The 14,510-nt window shown below is 73.5% G+C and carries 14 protein-coding genes and 1 tRNA gene; 5 read left to right on the top strand and 10 right to left on the bottom strand.

From position 1 onward, the window contains the following. Positions 1 to 18 precede the first annotated feature (18 nt). Positions 19 to 90: transfer RNA gene (locus tag CLV35_RS18460), tRNA-Gln, on the bottom strand. A 196-nt stretch (positions 91 to 286) separates the two neighbouring features. On the opposite strand from CLV35_RS18460, the gene CLV35_RS18455 reads away from it, so the two are divergent. The 4 genes from CLV35_RS18455 to CLV35_RS18440 all read left to right on the top strand — a co-directional run bounded on the left by CLV35_RS18455 (position 287) and on the right by CLV35_RS18440 (position 4,162). Beyond that, a complete protein-coding gene (locus CLV35_RS18455) occupies positions 287 to 1,252 on the top strand; it encodes an acyl-CoA desaturase (RefSeq protein ID WP_121194965.1) in 966 nt (321 codons plus the stop codon). A gap of 228 nt (positions 1,253 to 1,480) precedes the next feature. Continuing rightward, positions 1,481 to 2,947 carry a lipopolysaccharide biosynthesis protein gene (locus CLV35_RS18450; protein ID WP_183062063.1) on the top strand — a complete coding sequence of 489 codons (1,467 nt, stop codon included), beginning with the start codon at positions 1,481 to 1,483 and terminating at the stop codon, positions 2,945 to 2,947. Positions 2,948 to 3,074: 127 nt separating this feature from the next. Continuing rightward, the gene (locus tag CLV35_RS18445; protein WP_121195024.1) at positions 3,075 to 3,671 is read left to right on the top strand and encodes a TetR family transcriptional regulator; all 597 of its coding nucleotides are present in this window, start codon (positions 3,075 to 3,077) and stop codon (positions 3,669 to 3,671) included. After that, positions 3,668 to 4,162: a MarR family winged helix-turn-helix transcriptional regulator gene (locus CLV35_RS18440; RefSeq protein ID WP_121195023.1), complete on the top strand. Its 495-nt coding sequence runs from the start codon at positions 3,668 to 3,670 to the stop codon at positions 4,160 to 4,162. The genes CLV35_RS18445 and CLV35_RS18440 overlap by 4 nt, the downstream gene beginning before the upstream one ends. Here the strand turns inward: CLV35_RS18440 and CLV35_RS18435 are convergent. Genes CLV35_RS18435 through rsmI form a run of 9 tightly spaced genes read right to left on the bottom strand, consistent with a single transcriptional unit; the run spans position 4,159 to position 12,858 of the window. Continuing rightward, on the bottom strand, positions 4,159 to 4,659 hold the full coding sequence (locus CLV35_RS18435; protein ID WP_121194963.1) for a hypothetical protein: 501 nt from the start codon (positions 4,657 to 4,659) through the stop codon (positions 4,159 to 4,161). The genes CLV35_RS18440 and CLV35_RS18435 overlap by 4 nt on opposite strands. Beyond that, entirely contained in the window at positions 4,656 to 5,213 is a 558-nt protein-coding gene (locus tag CLV35_RS18430) for an RNA polymerase sigma factor (protein WP_121194962.1), read from the bottom strand. The genes CLV35_RS18435 and CLV35_RS18430 overlap by 4 nt, the downstream gene beginning before the upstream one ends. A gap of 55 nt (positions 5,214 to 5,268) precedes the next feature. Next, positions 5,269 to 5,664, bottom strand: coding sequence for a hypothetical protein (locus CLV35_RS18425; RefSeq protein WP_121194961.1), 396 nt, complete (start codon positions 5,662 to 5,664; stop codon positions 5,269 to 5,271). Positions 5,665 to 5,710: 46 nt separating this feature from the next. Then, positions 5,711 to 7,498 (bottom strand): ABC-F family ATP-binding cassette domain-containing protein, encoded by a 1,788-nt coding sequence (locus CLV35_RS18420; RefSeq protein WP_121194960.1) that lies wholly within the window; start codon positions 7,496 to 7,498, stop codon positions 5,711 to 5,713. Positions 7,499 to 7,503: 5 nt separating this feature from the next. Continuing rightward, positions 7,504 to 8,418 carry a 4-(cytidine 5'-diphospho)-2-C-methyl-D-erythritol kinase gene (locus CLV35_RS18415; RefSeq protein ID WP_121194959.1) on the bottom strand — a complete coding sequence of 305 codons (915 nt, stop codon included), beginning with the start codon at positions 8,416 to 8,418 and terminating at the stop codon, positions 7,504 to 7,506. 53 nt (positions 8,419 to 8,471) lie between these two features. Then, complete coding sequence (gene rsmA, locus CLV35_RS18410; RefSeq protein ID WP_231122038.1) at positions 8,472 to 9,320, bottom strand: 16S rRNA (adenine(1518)-N(6)/adenine(1519)-N(6))-dimethyltransferase RsmA; 849 nt, start codon at positions 9,318 to 9,320, stop codon at positions 8,472 to 8,474. Beyond that, entirely contained in the window at positions 9,317 to 10,189 is an 873-nt protein-coding gene (locus tag CLV35_RS18405; RefSeq protein WP_231122037.1) for a TatD family hydrolase, read from the bottom strand. The genes rsmA and CLV35_RS18405 overlap by 4 nt, the downstream gene beginning before the upstream one ends. Then, the gene (gene metG, locus CLV35_RS18400; RefSeq protein WP_121194958.1) at positions 10,186 to 11,973 is read right to left on the bottom strand and encodes a methionine--tRNA ligase; all 1,788 of its coding nucleotides are present in this window, start codon (positions 11,971 to 11,973) and stop codon (positions 10,186 to 10,188) included. The genes CLV35_RS18405 and metG overlap by 4 nt, the downstream gene beginning before the upstream one ends. 9 nt (positions 11,974 to 11,982) lie before the next feature. Continuing rightward, positions 11,983 to 12,858: a 16S rRNA (cytidine(1402)-2'-O)-methyltransferase gene (rsmI, locus tag CLV35_RS18395; protein ID WP_121194957.1), complete on the bottom strand. Its 876-nt coding sequence runs from the start codon at positions 12,856 to 12,858 to the stop codon at positions 11,983 to 11,985. 36 nt (positions 12,859 to 12,894) lie between these two features. On the opposite strand from rsmI, the gene CLV35_RS18390 reads away from it, so the two are divergent. Then, positions 12,895 to 14,487 (top strand): dolichyl-phosphate-mannose--protein mannosyltransferase, encoded by a 1,593-nt coding sequence (locus CLV35_RS18390; RefSeq protein ID WP_121194956.1) that lies wholly within the window; start codon positions 12,895 to 12,897, stop codon positions 14,485 to 14,487. Positions 14,488 to 14,510: the final 23 nt, after the last annotated feature.

Below are 14,510 nucleotides of genomic sequence, written 5' to 3'. Positions count from 1 at the left end.
CGCTCTGCCCGCTCTCGGCTCCGCCGCTTGGATTCGAACCAAGACTCCGAGGCTCCAAAGGCCTGGGTGCTGCCGTTACACCACGGCGGACCGCGCACGGGCGCGCGCAGGACCAGTCTGTCACCGCCCGGCGGCAGGACGACACGCCCGAGGCGGGTGCGCCCTACGCCGCCGTAGGTTACGGTTGCGTAGGAAGGTTCGCACCGACCGCTCCTGGGGACCTCCCCGCCGCGAACGGTCCACCCGCCGCGAACCGTAGCCGCCCGCCACTCGAGGGAGTCCCTCCGTGACCGCTTCACCCCTGATCGACACCCGCACCGACGACGCGCTCGAGCACCCCGAGACCGCGTTCCACGGTGATGACCAGAAGAAGGTCTGGGAGCAGATCGCCCTCGGGCTGTTCATCGGCATCCCGTTCGTCGCGCTCGTCGCCGCGGTGCCCGTCGCCTGGGGCTGGGGGCTCGGCTGGTCCGACATCGTCATCGCGGTCGTCATGTACTTCCTGTCGGGCTTCGGCATCACCGGCGGCTTCCACCGCTACTTCACCCACGGCGCCTTCAAGGCCAAGCGTCCGCTGCGCATCGCGCTCGCGGTGATCGGCAGCCTGGCCGTCGAGGGCCCGGTCATCCGCTGGGTCGCCGACCACCGCCGCCACCACAAGTTCTCCGACAAGGAGGGCGACCCGCACTCGCCGTGGCGCTACGGCGAGACCGTGCCGGCGCTGCTCAAGGGCCTCTACCACGCCCACATGGGCTGGCTGTTCGACGTCGAGCAGACCAACCAGCGGCAGTACGCGCCCGACCTGCTCAAGGACAAGGACATCGTCCGCGTCTCGCGCTGGTTCCCCTACATCGTCATCACCTCGCTGCTGCTGCCGGCCGCCCTCGGCGCGCTCGTCACCTGGTCGTGGCAGGGCGGGCTGACCGCCTTCTTCTGGGCGAGCCTCGTGCGCATCGCGCTGCTCCACCACGTGACCTGGTCGATCAACTCGATCTGCCACGCGATCGGCGAGCGCGGCTTCGCGAGCCGTGACCGTTCGGGCAACGTCTGGTGGCTCGCGATCCTGTCGCTGGGCGAGTCGTGGCACAACCTGCACCACGCCGACCCGACCTCGGCCCGCCACGGCGTCGACCGCGGCCAGGTCGACATCACCGCCCGCACGATCTGGGTGTTCGAGAAGCTCGGCTGGGCCTACGACGTGCGCTGGCCCTCCACCGCCCGGGTCGACTCCAAGCGGGTCGTCAAGGCCTGAGCAGCGCTGCTCCGCGGGGCCGTGCACCACCCGGAAGGGTGGCGCACGGCCCCGTCCTGCACCGCGGGTCTGCTACACCTAGTCGCACCACACCCGCGTCGGGGGGCCTCCGGCCCGCTGACCCTGCCCCTTGGAAGAGCCGCATTGCGCATGGCCCCCCGCGCCGGAACGCCTACTGGCGACCGCCCAGACGGCGGTTCCGACGACGGTGCTGCGCGCGAGCCGGCCGTGGCGGCGGTGCCGCCGCAGCAGTCGCTCGGCAAGGCCGCCGCCCGGGGCACCGGCATGACGCTGGCCACCCAGGCCGTACGCGTGCTGCTCCAGCTCTGCTCGGTCGTCCTGCTCGCGCGGCTGCTGACGCCGCAGGACTTCGGCCGCATCGCGATGGTCGTCTCGGTCATCGGCGTCGCCGACCTGCTCCGCGACGCCGGGCTCTCCTCCGCCGCCGTGCAGGCCAAGACCTTGTCGGGGGCCGAGCGCACGAACCTGTTCTGGGCAAACCTCGGGCTCGGCGTGACTGCGGCCGCGGCGACGGCCGCCTGCGAGCCGCTGATCGTGCGCGGCTACGGCGACCCGGCCCTCGGCGCCATCGTGTTCAGCCTGTGCGGCGTCTTCGTCATCAGCGGGGCCAACACCCAGTTCCGCGCCGACCTGACGCGCAACCTGCGCTTCGGCTCGCTCGCCCTCTCCGACGTCGGGTCGCAGGCCGCCGGCATCGTCGTCGCCATCGCGCTGGCCGTCGCGGGCGCCGGCTTCTGGGCCATCGTGGCCCAGCAGGTGGTCTCGGCCGTGGTCCAGCTCTCGGTCAACATCTGGTCGACGCGCTGGGTGCCCGGCTGGTGGCAGCGCGGCGTCCCGCTGCGCCACTTCTTCCGCTTCGGCGGCGGCCTGCTCGGGACCCAGGCCATCTACTACGCGACGCGCAACGTCGACAACGTGGCGCTGGGCGCCTACCTCGGCGCCACCGAGCTCGGCATCTACTCGCGGGCCTACCAGCTGCTGATGATGCCGCTCAACATGATCAACGCACCGATGACCAACGTCGCGCTGCCCGTGCTGTCGCGGGTCCAGCACGACGACGAGGTGTTCGCCAGCTACCTCGCGCGCGTGCAGCTCGTGGCGTGCTACCTCACCGCGACACTGTTCGCCGTGGCCGCCGGCGTCTCCGAGCCGCTGGTGACGGTGCTGTTCGGCGAGCGCTGGCACGAGGTCGCGCCGATCTTCGCCGTGCTCGCGGTCGGCGGGCTCTTCCGCGCGGTGTCGCAGATCGCCTACTGGATCTACCTCGCCCGCGGCGTCCCGGGCGCGCAGTTCCGGCTCTACCTGGTCACCGGCCCGTTCGTCATCGCCGCGATCCTGGCCGGACTGCCCTGGGGCTCGATCGGCGTGTCGATCGGGCACTCGATCGCCTACGCCGCCCTCTGGGTCATCACCCTCGTGCACGTCGGGCGCGTGGCGAAGGTCGAGAGCCGTCCGCTGCTGCTCAACGCGCTGCGCGTCATGTGCATGGTGTCCGTGCCGTGCGGAGTCGGCGCCTGGCTCGGCACGCTGGTGCCCGCGCCGGCGTTCGTGCAGCTGGTGCTCGGGGGGTGCGGCGCGCTGCTCGCGCTCGGCGGTGCCTGGGTCCTGTCCCGCAAGGTGCGCAGCGACACCGCTCTCGTCATCGGCTTCGCCCGGCGCGCCGCGTCCCGGTGATCGCACACCCCTGCCCCGGTGGGAGGATGAGCAGGTGACCCCGCCCGCCGCCCGACGCGCCAGCGGGTCGCCGGCGAAGGGCGCGGCGGCCGGTCGCAGCGCGCCCCGAGCCTCCTCGCGGGTGCGGATGACCGCCCGCGAGCGCCGCGAGCAGCTGCTCGACATCGGGCGAAAGCTGTTCGCCGACAAGGGCTTCGAGGGCACCTCGGTCGAGGAGATCGCCGCCCAGGCCGGCGTCTCCAAGCCGGTCGTCTACGAGCACTTCGGCGGCAAGGAGGGGCTCTACGCCGTCGTGGTCGACCGCGAGGTCGAGAGCCTGCTGCGCTCGATGACCAACGCGCTGACCGCGACCGAACGCAGCCGCGAGCTGCTCGAGCAGGCCGCGCTGGCGCTGCTCGACTACATCGAGTCCTCGAGCGACGGGTTCCGCATCCTGGTGCGCGACTCCCCCGTGGCCTCGGCGACCGGCACCTTCGGCAGCATCATGAGCGACGTCGGCACCCAGGTCGAGCACATCATGGTGGCCGAGTTCAAGTCCCGCGGCTTCAGCGAGAAGTTCGCGCCGATGTACGCCCAGATGCTGGTCGGCATGGTGGCCCTGACCGGCCAGTGGTGGCTCGACGTGCGCAAGCCGCGCAAGGACGAGGTGGCCGCCCACCTGGTCAACCTGGCCTGGAACGGGCTCTCCGGCCTCGAGGCGAAGCCGCGGCTGGAGTCGCGCTGAGCGCCGCCGGGCGCGACGAGGTCGACCGGCTGCTCGAGGCGTGGCTGGCCCAGCGCCCCGAGCTCGACGTCTCGCCGCTGGCGGTGCTGAGCCGGGTGTCGCGCCTCTCGCGCCACCTCGACCGCGAGCGGCGCGCCGCCCTCGACGAGTCCGGCCTCGAGGCCTGGGAGTTCGACGTGCTGGCCGCCCTGCGCCGGGCCGGCGAGCCGCTCACCCCGGGCCAGCTCGTCACGCAGAACCTCGTCAGCTCCGGCACCATGACCCACCGCATCAGCCGGCTGGTCGAGCGGGGACTGGTCGAGCGCGTACCCGACGCCGCCGACGGGCGGTCGGTGCGCGTGCTGCTCACCGAGGGCGGGACCGCGGCCGTCGACCGCGCGATGAGCGACCTGGTCGCCCGCGAGCGGGCGCTGCTCGCGCCCCTCGACGAGCCGGCGCGCAGCGCGCTGGTGGCGGCGCTGCGCACCCTGCTGCTGCCGCTCGACGACTAGCCGACGCTGGGGCCGGAGCTGTGCTGGCCCAGGTAGTCAGGGCCGATGAGCTGCATGTCGACCGCCTTCTGACCGCCGTAGCAGAGCCACAGCACGCCCTTCGCGTCCTGCGACACGCAGCCTCCGGCGATCGTCGAGCGGGCGTCGGTGAAGGGTTCGATCGTGCCCGTCCAGTCGCTCACCTCGGTGCTGCGCACACCGCCGGCGACAGTGCAGCGGAAGGTGCTGCGGCCCTCGTCGGTGCACGCCGGCGTGACCCCGGCGAAGGCCATGGAGCCGGCCGGCATGCCGGTGGCGACCTCGTCCGGGCCGAGCGCGACGACCGCGGCGGCGGTGCCGGCCAGCGACACGACACCGCCGGCGACGAGCGCGGCGACCGCGTGGCGCGAGCGCAGGCGACGCGTACGCCGGGTGCGCACCGTTCCGGCGACCTGCGCCGCGACGGCGCGCTCGAGGTCGTCGCCGAGGGCGGCGAGGGCAGGGGGCAGCGCGGTCATGAGGGGTCCTTCCCGAGGTGGGGGTCGAGGGACGTACGCAGCTGCGAGATCCCGCGCGACACGCGGACCCTCGCAGCGCCTGGGGAGACGCCGAGCTCGGCAGCGACCCGCTCGTAGGGCTGGTCGTCGAGGACGCGGAGCTCGACAGCGCGGCGCTGGCCCTCGGGCAGACCCGCGAGGGCCTCGAGCAGGTCGACCTCGAGCCCGTCGACCCACTCCGGCCCGGGCGTCGCGCCGGAGCGGGCGAGCGAGAGCCGCATGCGCTCGCTCGCCTCCATCGCGAGCCGCCGGTCGCGCACCGCGCGCAGCAGCAGGTTGCGTGCGATGCCGAACAGCCACGGACCGCAGGAGCCGTCGTGGACGTCGTCGAACCGGTGCCGGTGGGTCCACGCCTGCGCGAACGTCTCGGCGGTGAGGTCGAGCGCCGCGTCCGGCTCCCCCGTGCGGCGCACGAAGAAGCCGTGCAGGGCTTCGGCGTAGCGCTCGTAGAGCGCGCGGAAGGCCGCCGGGTCGTGGCCGGCCGAGCGGAGCAGCGAGCTGTCTGTCGGTGTCACACCTCTACATGCCACGAGCACCCCCTGGCGTTACGGAGGCACCCGCCCCGGGCCGCTAGGCGGTCGCCGCGACGGTGTCGCCGCAGGCGTAGATGCGCGAGCCCTCGCCGATGCAGGACTGGAAGACGAGGTCGGTGCCCTCGGGCAGGTCGAGCCTGGTGCGCGTGCACTGGCCGCCGGCGCCGTTGTGGTTGTGCACCGCGCGCGATCCCGACATCCCGCGCGCGTAGTAGACGACGACCGAGTGGTGCCCGTCCTTCGACATGTCGCAGCCCACCAGCAGGTCGCCGTAGGAGTAGAAGACGGCCAACGAGCGGTTGGTGCCGTCCGGGCTGCCGTCGCTGTAGGCGGTGTAGGTCTGGTGACCGGCTGCGGAGGCCGGCGCCGCGAGCACGACGGCGCTGGCGACGGCGGTGACGGCACAGGTCAGGGCGGCGACGAGACGGCGCACGGGTGCTCCTCGGGGTCGGGTGCAGGCACCGTAGCGGACGCCCCGCTCAGTCGACCGACAGCTCGAGCCAGCGCTCCTCGAGGTCGGCCCGCTCCGCGCTGACGGTGCGCAGCTCGGCGTCGAGGGCCAGCACGCGCTCGTGGTCGGTCGCCGAGTCGGCCATCGCCGTGTGCAGCTCGGACTCGCGGGTGGTGAGCCGCTCGAGCGCCCGCTCGATGCGGGTGAGCTCCTTGCGCGCGGCGCGGCTGTCGGCGCTCGCGGTCGTGCCGGCCGGCCGGGCGGGCGCGGCGGCCCGGGCGTCCTCGGCGACGACCAGGGCCTCGCGGCGCGCGAGGTACTCCTCGACCCCGCCCGGCAGGTGGCGGACCGCGCCGTCGCCGAGCAGCGCCCAGGTGCTGTCGCAGCTGCGCTCGAGGAAGTAGCGGTCGTGCGAGACGACGACCAGCGTGCCGGCGAACCCGTCGAGCAGGTCCTCGAGGCTGGCGAGCGTGTCGGTGTCGAGGTCGTTGGTCGGCTCGTCGAGCAGCAGCACGTTGGGCTCGGTCATCAGCAGGCGCAGCAGCTGGAGCCGGCGCCGCTCGCCGCCCGAGAGGTCGCCGACCGGGGTCCACTGGCGGTCGCGGCCGAAGCCGAGGGTCTCGAGCAGCTGGCTCGCGCTCTGCTCGCGGCCCTTGCCGAGGTCGACCGACTGCTTGACCTCCTCGACGGCCTCGATGACCCGCTTGGAGTCGGGCAGCTCGGCGGCCTCCTGCGAGAGGTAGGCGATGCGTACGGTGCTGCCCGTGCGCACGCGCCCCGCGGCGGGCGCGGCGGCGCCGGCCAGCACCCGCAGCAGCGAGGTCTTGCCCGCGCCGTTGACGCCGACCAGGCCGAGCCGGTCGCCGGGCCCCAGCCGCCAGGTCACGTCGTCGAGCAGCGTGCGGCCGGGGACGGTCACGGTGACGTCCTCGAGCTCGAGCACGGTCTTGCCGAGCCGGGCGCTGGCGAACTTCACCAGCTCGACGGTGTCGCGCACGGGCGGCACGTCGGCGATCAGGGCGTCGGCGGCGGCGATGCGGAACTTCGGCTTGCTCGTGCGCGCCGGCGCGCCGCGCCGCAGCCAGGCGAGCTCCTTGCGCATGAGGTTCTGGCGCTTGGCCTCCTCGGTCGACTCGCGCGCCGCGCGCTCGGCACGGGCCAGCACGTAAGCGGAGTAGCCGCCCTCGTAGTCGTGCACCCGGCCGTCGGAGACCTCCCACGTGCGGTCCACCACCGAGTCGAGGAACCACCGGTCGTGGGTGACGACCACCAGGCTCCCGCGGCGGCGGGCCAGGTGGCGGGCGAGCCAGTCGACGCCCTCGACGTCGAGGTGGTTGGTGGGCTCGTCGAGCAGCAGCAGGTCGTCGTCGGTCGCCTCGCTGGTGACCAGCAGGCGGGCCAGTGCGATGCGGCGGCGCTCGCCGCCGGACAGGCCGCTGGCGTCGCGCTCGAGCGCGGCGAAGCGCTCGACACCGCCGAAGAGCCCGTCGAGCACGTCGCGGACGCGGGCGTCGCCGGCCCACTCGTGCTCGGGGCGGTTCCCGACGACGACCGTGCGCACGTCCACGCCGGTGGGCAGGTCGTCGACCTGGGTGAGCGCGCCGAGGTGCAGCCCGCCCGCGTGGATGACGCGGCCGGAGTCGGGCGGCGTGAGCTTCGAGAGCACCTCGAGCAGGGTCGTCTTGCCACCGCCGTTGCGGCCGACGATGCCGATGCGGGCACCGGCGGCCACACCGATCGTGACGTCGTCGAGCAGGGTGCGGGTGCCCCAGGACTTCGTGACGCCCTCGAGGGCGGCGAGCGTGCGAACGGCCATCGGGATCAGTCCTCCACGCGCGGGGTGATGGTGCGGGCCCCGTGCACGGGGCCGTGGGCGTGCCGGACGTCGCGCACGTCGCCGCTCGCGAGCAGGACGTCGCCCAGCGCGAGGCCGGCGTCGCGGCTCTCGACGAGGAAGGCGCAGGTGGGGCCGCTGCCGCTGAGGACCGCGCCGAGCGCCCCGTGCGCGCGGCCGAGCTCGAGCAGGGCTCCGAGCTCCGGGCGCAGCGCGAGGGCTGCGGGCTGCAGGTCGTTGCCCAGCGCCCGGCCCAGCGCCACCGGGTCGCCGGCGCGCAGGGCGGCCATCAGCGGCTCGGAGACCGCAGCCTCCGGGACGGCGGTGCCGGCGCGCTGGCGGTCGCACTCGGCGAAGACCTGCGGCGTCGCCAGCCCCTGGTGCGCCAGGGCGAAGACCCAGGTGAAGCCGCCTCGGGCCAGTGCCGGGGTGAGCCGCTCGCCGCGGCCGAGGCCGACAGCGGTGCCGCCGAGCAGCGCGAACGGTACGTCGCTGCCGAGCTCCGCGGCCAGCCCCGCGAGCGCCTCGCGGCCGAGGTCGAGGCCCCACAGCGCGTCGCACGCGACCAGCGCGGCCGCGGCGTCGGCACTGCCGCCGGCCATGCCGCCGGCGACGGGGATGTCCTTGCGGATGGTCAGCCGCACCTCCGGCGCCCGCCCGGCACGCGCCGCGAGCAGGGTGGCCGCCCGCCCGGCGAGGTTGTCGGCACCGCCGGGCACCGCGTCGGCCTGCGGTCCGGTGGTCACGACCTCGAGCGCCGGGCAGTCCTCGGCGTGCACCTCGTCGAAGAGCGAGACGGCGTGGAACACGGTCGCGAGGTCGTGGTAGCCGTCGGCACGCAGGGGCCCGACCGCGAGCTGGAGGTTGACCTTCGCCGGCACGCGCACAGCGACGTGCCCCATGCGTACGGATCCCTTCGTGGCGTGCCTTGCTGACGTCCGATCGTAGGTGTCGTTCAGGGGGCCGTGGCCGCCAGCCGGGCGAAGTCGGCGACGGTGAGCGCCTCGCCGCGGGTGAGCGGCGGGATGCCGGCGGCCCGCAGCCGCTCCTCGGCCGCCGCGGGCGAACCGGCCCACCCGGCCAGCGCCGCCCGCAGCCCCTTGCGCCGCTGCGCGAACGCGGCGTCGACCAGCGCGAACACCTGCTCTCGGGTGGCGGTGGTGGCCGGTGGGTCGCGACGCTCGAGAGCGACCAGGCCGCTGTCGACGTTCGGCGCGGGCCAGAAGACCGCCCGGCCGACGGAGCCGGCGCGGGCCACCGACGCGTACCACTGCGCCTTGACGCTCGGCACGCCGTAGACCCGGCTGCCCGGCTCGGCCGCCAGCCGGTCGGCCACCTCGCTCTGCACCATGACCAGCGTCGTGCGGATCGTCGCGAAGCGCTCGAGCAGGTGGAGCAGCACGGGAACCGCGACGTTGTAGGGCAGGTTGGCGACCAGGGCGGTGGGCGGCGGGCCGGGCAGCGTCTCCACCTGCAGCGCGTCTGCGTTGACGACCTCGAAGCGGTCGACCAGCCCGGGGGCGCGTTCGGCGACCGTGCGCGGGAGCCGCGCAGCCAGCACCGGGTCGATCTCGACGGCGGTCACCCGGGCGGCGTGCGGGAGCAGGGCGAGGGTCAGCGACCCGAGACCGGGGCCCACCTCGAGCACGACGTCGTCGTCGCGCAGGCCAGCGGTGCGCACGATCCGGCGCACGGTGCCGTGGTCGATGACGAAGTTCTGCCCGAGCTGCTTGGTCGGCCGGACGCCGAGCTCGGCGGCCAGCGCGCGCACCTCCGCGGGCCCGAGCAGCTGCGCGTCGCTCACCAGGCGCCGAACGCGCGCTCGGTGTTGGCGGCGAGCGCCTCGCACATCGTCTCGACCGCCACGCCCTTGACCTCGGCCATCAGCCGGACGGTGAGCGGCACGAGATAGGACGCGTTGGGCCGCCCGCGGAAGGGAGTCGGGGTCAGGAACGGCGCGTCGGTCTCGACCAGCAGGTTCTCGAGCGGCGCCACCCGCAGGGCGTCGCGCAGGCCCTCGGCGTTCTTGAACGTCACCGTGCCGGCGAACGACAGGAACCAGCCGCGCTGCACGCAGTGCTCCGCCATCGCGGCGTCGCCCGAGAAGCAGTGGAAGACCACGCGGTCGGGCGCCCGGTCGGCGAGCACGCGCAGCACGTCGGCGTGGGCGTCGCGGTCGTGGATCATCACCGGCTTGCCGTGCCGGTCGGCGACCGTGATGTGGTCGCGGAAGCTCTGCTCCTGCGCCGCCCGGCCCTCGGGGCCGGTGCGGAAGAAGTCGAGACCTGTCTCGCCGATGGCGCGTACGCGGGGGTGCGACCCAGCCGCGTCGACCTCCGCGAGGGCGTCGTCGAGCAGCCCGCTCTCGGCGAGCAGGGGCGCCTCGTTGGGGTGCATGGCGACGGCCGCCACCACGGCCTCGAACCGCTCGGCCGCCTGCACCGCCCAGGCGACGCCCGGGCGGTCGCAGCCGACCTGCACGATGCGCGGGACGCCCACCGCGGCCGCCGCCGAGATCGCCTGCTCGGCCGGGGTCCACGTGTCACCGTCGGCGATGTCGAGGTGGCAGTGCGCGTCGGCGACCGGCAGCGGCAGCGGCTCCGGCGCAGGCGGCGGGGTCAGGTCGCGGGTGCGCTCCCCGGCCTGGCGAGCACGGGTCGGCTGCTCGGTCACTCAGGCTTCTCCAGCCGCGCCAGCTCTTCGGCGACGACCGACTCGTCGAGCTTGGTGAAGATCGGCGTCGGCGGCTGGAGCGGCGTGCCTGCCGCGATCGGGCGCGGCTCCCAGGTGGGCACCTGCGAGTAGTCGCCGGTGAGGACCGGGTAGGCCGGCCCGCCGTCGAGGTCGTCGACCTGCTCGATCCGCGGCAGCGGCGAGAAGGTGCCGGTGCCGCCGAGCGCCTCGTGCACCTGCTGCGCCGAGTGGGGCAGGAACGGCGCGAGCAGGGTGTTGCAGTCGGAGATCGCCTGCAGCGCGGTGAAGAGCACGGTGTCGCGGCGGGCGGGATCGTCCTTGAGCTTCCAAGGCGCCTGGTCGCTGAGGTACTTGTTGGCCTCGCCGACCACGCGCATCGCCTCGGTGATGGCGTTCTTCTGCCGGTGCTTCTCGATCAGCTCGCCGACGGTCGCGAAGCCCGCCTCCACGGTGCGCAGCAGCGCCTGGTCGGCCTCGGTCAGCTCGCCGGGGGTCGGCACGGCGCCGTTGTACTTCGCCGCCATGGAGATCGAGCGGTTGACCAGGTTGCCCCAGCCGGCGACGAGCTCGTCGTTGTTGCGGCGGCGGAACTCGGCCCAGGTGAAGTCGGTGTCCTGGTTCTCCGGGCCGGCGACGCAGATGAAGTAGCGCAGGGCGTCGGCGTCGTAGCGCTCGAGGAAGTCGCGCACGTAGATGACGACCGAGCGCGAGGACGAGAACTTCTTGCCCTCCATCGTGAGGAACTCGCTCGACACGATCTCGGTCGGCAGGTCGAGCTCGCCGAGCGGCCCGGGCTCGCCGCCCTTCGAGCCCTTGCCGTCGTAGCCCAGCAGGATCGCCGGCCAGATGACCGAGTGGAAGACGATGTTGTCCTTGCCCATGAAGTAGTAGGCGTCGGCCTCGCGGTTGCGCCACCACTTCTGCCACGCGTCGGGGTCGCCCGAGCGGCGCGCCCACTCGATGCTCGCCGAGAGGTAGCCGATGACCGCGTCGAACCACACGTAGATCCGCTTGTCGTTGCGGTCGGCCCAGCCCTCGAGCGGGATGGGCACGCCCCACTCGAGGTCGCGGGTGATGGCGCGCGGGTGCAGGTCGTCGATGAGGTTCTGCGAGAACTTCAGGACGTTGGGCCGCCAGTCCTCACGCGTCTTCAGCCACTCGGTCAGCGCGTCGGCGACGGCCGGCAGGTCGAGGAAGAAGTGCTCGGTCTCGACGAAGTTCGGCGTCTCGCCGTTGATGCGGGAGCGCGGGTCGATGAGGTCCGTGGGGTCGAGCTGGTTGCCGCAGTTGTCGCACTGGTCGCCGCGGGCGCCGTCGTAGCCGCAGATGGGGCAGGTGCCCTCGATGTAGCGGTCGGGCAGGGTGCGGCCGGTGCTCGGCGAGATCGCGCCCATCGTGGTCTGCGCCACGATGTAGCCGTTGCGGTGCAGCGTCTCGAACAGTCCCTGCACCACCGCGTAGTGGTTGCCGGTGGTGGTGCGGGTGAACAGGTCGTAGGACAGCCCGAGCCCGCGCAGGTCCTCGACGATGACCGCGTTGTAGCGGTCGGCCAGCTCGCGGGCGGTGACGCCCTCGTTGTCGGCCTGCACCTGGATCGGCGTGCCGTGCTCGTCGGTGCCGCTCACCATCAGCACGTCGTGGCCGGCCATCCGCATGTAGCGGCTGAAGACGTCGGAGGGGACTCCGAAGCCGGAGACGTGGCCGATGTGGCGCGGGCCGTTGGCGTACGGCCACGCGACCGCGGTGAGCACAGGGCGGGACATGCCCCCAGCCTAGTGTTCGGGCGAGTCGGCCAGCTTGGCCGCGAGGACCGCGGCGTAGACCCGGCGCTTCGGCACGCCCGTCGCCGTCGCCACCGCGGCGAGCGCAGCCTTGCGGTCGAGCCCGTCGTCCTCGCGCTCGGCGACGGCCGAGGCGAGCGCCTCGTCGTCCACCTCGTCGCCGGCGGGCGCCACGAAGCCCGCGACGACCACCGTGATCTCACCGCGTACGCCTTCAGCCGCCCACCGCGCGAGCTCGCCGAGAGGGCCGCGGCGTACCTCCTCGTAGGTCTTGGTCAGCTCGCGGCAGACGGCCGACGGCCGGTCGTCGCCGAAGGCGGTGGCCAGGTCGGCGAGGGCGGCGGCCAGCCGGTGGGGTGCCTCGAAGAACACGGTCGTACGCGGTTCCTCCGCCAGCTCGGCCAGCCGCCTGGCCCGCTCGCCGGCCTTGCGCGGCAGGAAGCCCTCGAAGCAGAAGCGGTCGGCCGGCAGGCCCGAGAGCGCGACCGCGGTCAGGACCGCCGAGGGGCCGGGCACGGCGGTGACCCGCACGCCGCGCTCGACGGCGGCAGCGACCAGGCGGTAGCCCGGGTCGGAGACGCTGGGCATGCCGGCGTCGGTGACCAGCAGCACGCGCGCACCGCCGGTGAGGGCGTCGGCCAGCTCCCTCGTGCGGGCCACCTCGTTGCCCTCGAAGTAGCTCACGACCCGGCTCGGCGGGTCGACCCCCAGCCCGTCGCAGAGCCGGCGCAGGCGCCGGGTGTCCTCGGCGGCCACGACGTCGGCGGCGGCGAGCTCGGCGGCCAGGCGCGGCGGGGCGTCGGCGACGTCGCCGATGGGAGTGCCTGCGAGGACGAGCAGCCCGGCGCCGGCGGTCGAGTCGCTCACAGCCTCGACCCTACGCCCGCGCCCTACGATGACCGCGTGTCGACGACCGTCACCGAAGCGCCCCGCGCCCTGACGACCCGCCCGCGCGGCTACGCCTCGGCGGTGCGCGAGCGGCTCGTCACGCCCATGCCCTCGGACCGCGTGATCGGCTGGCTCGGCCCGGTGCTGGTGGCGGCGCTGGCCGGGTGCTTCCACTTCTGGCGGCTCGGCAAGCCGGCTGCGATCGTCTTCGACGAGAAGTTCTACCCGCAGGAAGCGCAGTCGATGCTGCACTACGGCGTCGAGTACGCCGTGCCCTACGACGGGCCGCCGCCTGCCACACCCGGCCCCGACTTCGTGGTGCACCCGCCGCTGGGCAAGTGGGTCATCGCGGTCGGCGAGAAGCTCTTCGGCTACCACCTGCACAGCGCGCACCCCGACGGCTTCGGCTGGCGGTTCTCGGTCGCGCTGCTGGGGACGCTCGGCGTGCTGGTCGTCGCGCGCACCGGGCGCCGGCTCTTCCGCTCGACGCTGCTGGGCTGCGTGGCTGGGCTGCTGCTCGCCACCGACGGGCTGCACCTCGTCGAGAGCCGGACCGCGCTGCTCGATCCCGTGCTGACGTTCTGGGCGCTGTGCGCCTTCGCCTGCGTGGTCGTCGACCGCGACTGGGTGCGGCGCCGGCTGGCCGACACCGTGACCAACCGCCGCGACCACAGCGCGAGCTCGGCGTCGCTGGGCCTCCGGCCGTGGCTGCTGGGCGCCGGGCTGTTCCTCGGGATGGCGTGCGGCACGAAGTGGAACGGTGCCTTCTTCGTCGTCGCCTACGGCCTGCTGGCGCTGGTGTGGACGACGTCCGCCCGGCGGACCGCAGGAGCCGAGCGGCCCTACCTCGACACGCTGCGCCGAGACGTACCAGTCTTCGTGGTCTACCTGGCGCTGCTCCCGCTGGTGGTCTACATCGCCTCGTGGACCGGGTGGTTCCTCTCGGACCCGGCGCACGCCTGGGACCGCGGGTGGGCCGCGAAGCCGGAGAACGCCGGGCGCTACCCGCTGCTGCCGACCGACGCCCTGAAGAGCCTCTGGTACTACCACCACGAGATGTACGACTTCAACGTCGGACTCGCGAAGTTCCACGCCTACAAGTCGAACCCGTGGAGCTGGCTCATCCTCGGCCGGCCCACCGCCTTCTGGTTCCAGCGGGGCACCGATGCGCAGTACCACTGCGGTGCCGGCACCTGCGACGAGGTCGTCACCGCCCTAGGCACCCCGGCGCTGTGGTGGGCGTCGATCCCCGCGATCGGCGTGCTGCTCTACCGGATGGTCGGCCGGCGCGACTACCGCGCGGCAGCGATCCTCACGGCCATCGGCGCCGGCTACCTGCCCTGGTTCAACTACCAGCACCGCACGATCTTCTCGTTCTACGCGGTGGTCTTCTCCCCCTACATCGCGCTCGCCGTCACGATGGTGATCGGTCTCGCGCTCGGGGGGGCGCGGGCGTCGGTCACCAGGCGTACGTGGTCGGCCGCTGCCGCCGGCGCCTACGTCCTGCTCGTGGTGGCGAACTTCGCCTACCTCTACCCGATCCTCACGAGCCAGTCGATCCCCGACCACGACTGGCTGTCGCGGATGTGGTTCCAGAGCTGGATCTGACGCTGCCCTGGCACACTCGACGG

Origin of the sequence: Motilibacter peucedani (assembly GCF_003634695.1) — a bacterium.
GTDB classification, from domain to species: Bacteria; Actinomycetota; Actinomycetes; order Motilibacterales; family Motilibacteraceae; genus Motilibacter; species Motilibacter peucedani.
The sequence above is the reverse complement of the archived record's forward strand: the minus strand, read 5'-3'. Positions and strand labels throughout refer to the sequence as shown.

What these genes read in the sequence shown, in the direction of transcription:
- CLV35_RS18420 (WP_121194960.1), bottom strand. Translation starts at nt 7,498, where the DNA reads ATGGCCGTTCGCACGCTCGCCGCCCTCGAGGGCGTCACGAAGTCCTGG.
- CLV35_RS18435 (WP_121194963.1), bottom strand. Translation starts at nt 4,659, where the DNA reads ATGACCGCGCTGCCCCCTGCCCTCGCCGCCCTCGGCGACGACCTCGAG.
- CLV35_RS18445 (WP_121195024.1), top strand. Translation starts at nt 3,075, where the DNA reads ATGACCGCCCGCGAGCGCCGCGAGCAGCTGCTCGACATCGGGCGAAAG.
- CLV35_RS18415 (WP_121194959.1), bottom strand. Translation starts at nt 8,418, where the DNA reads ATGGGGCACGTCGCTGTGCGCGTGCCGGCGAAGGTCAACCTCCAGCTC.
- metG (WP_121194958.1), bottom strand. Translation starts at nt 11,973, where the DNA reads ATGTCCCGCCCTGTGCTCACCGCGGTCGCGTGGCCGTACGCCAACGGC.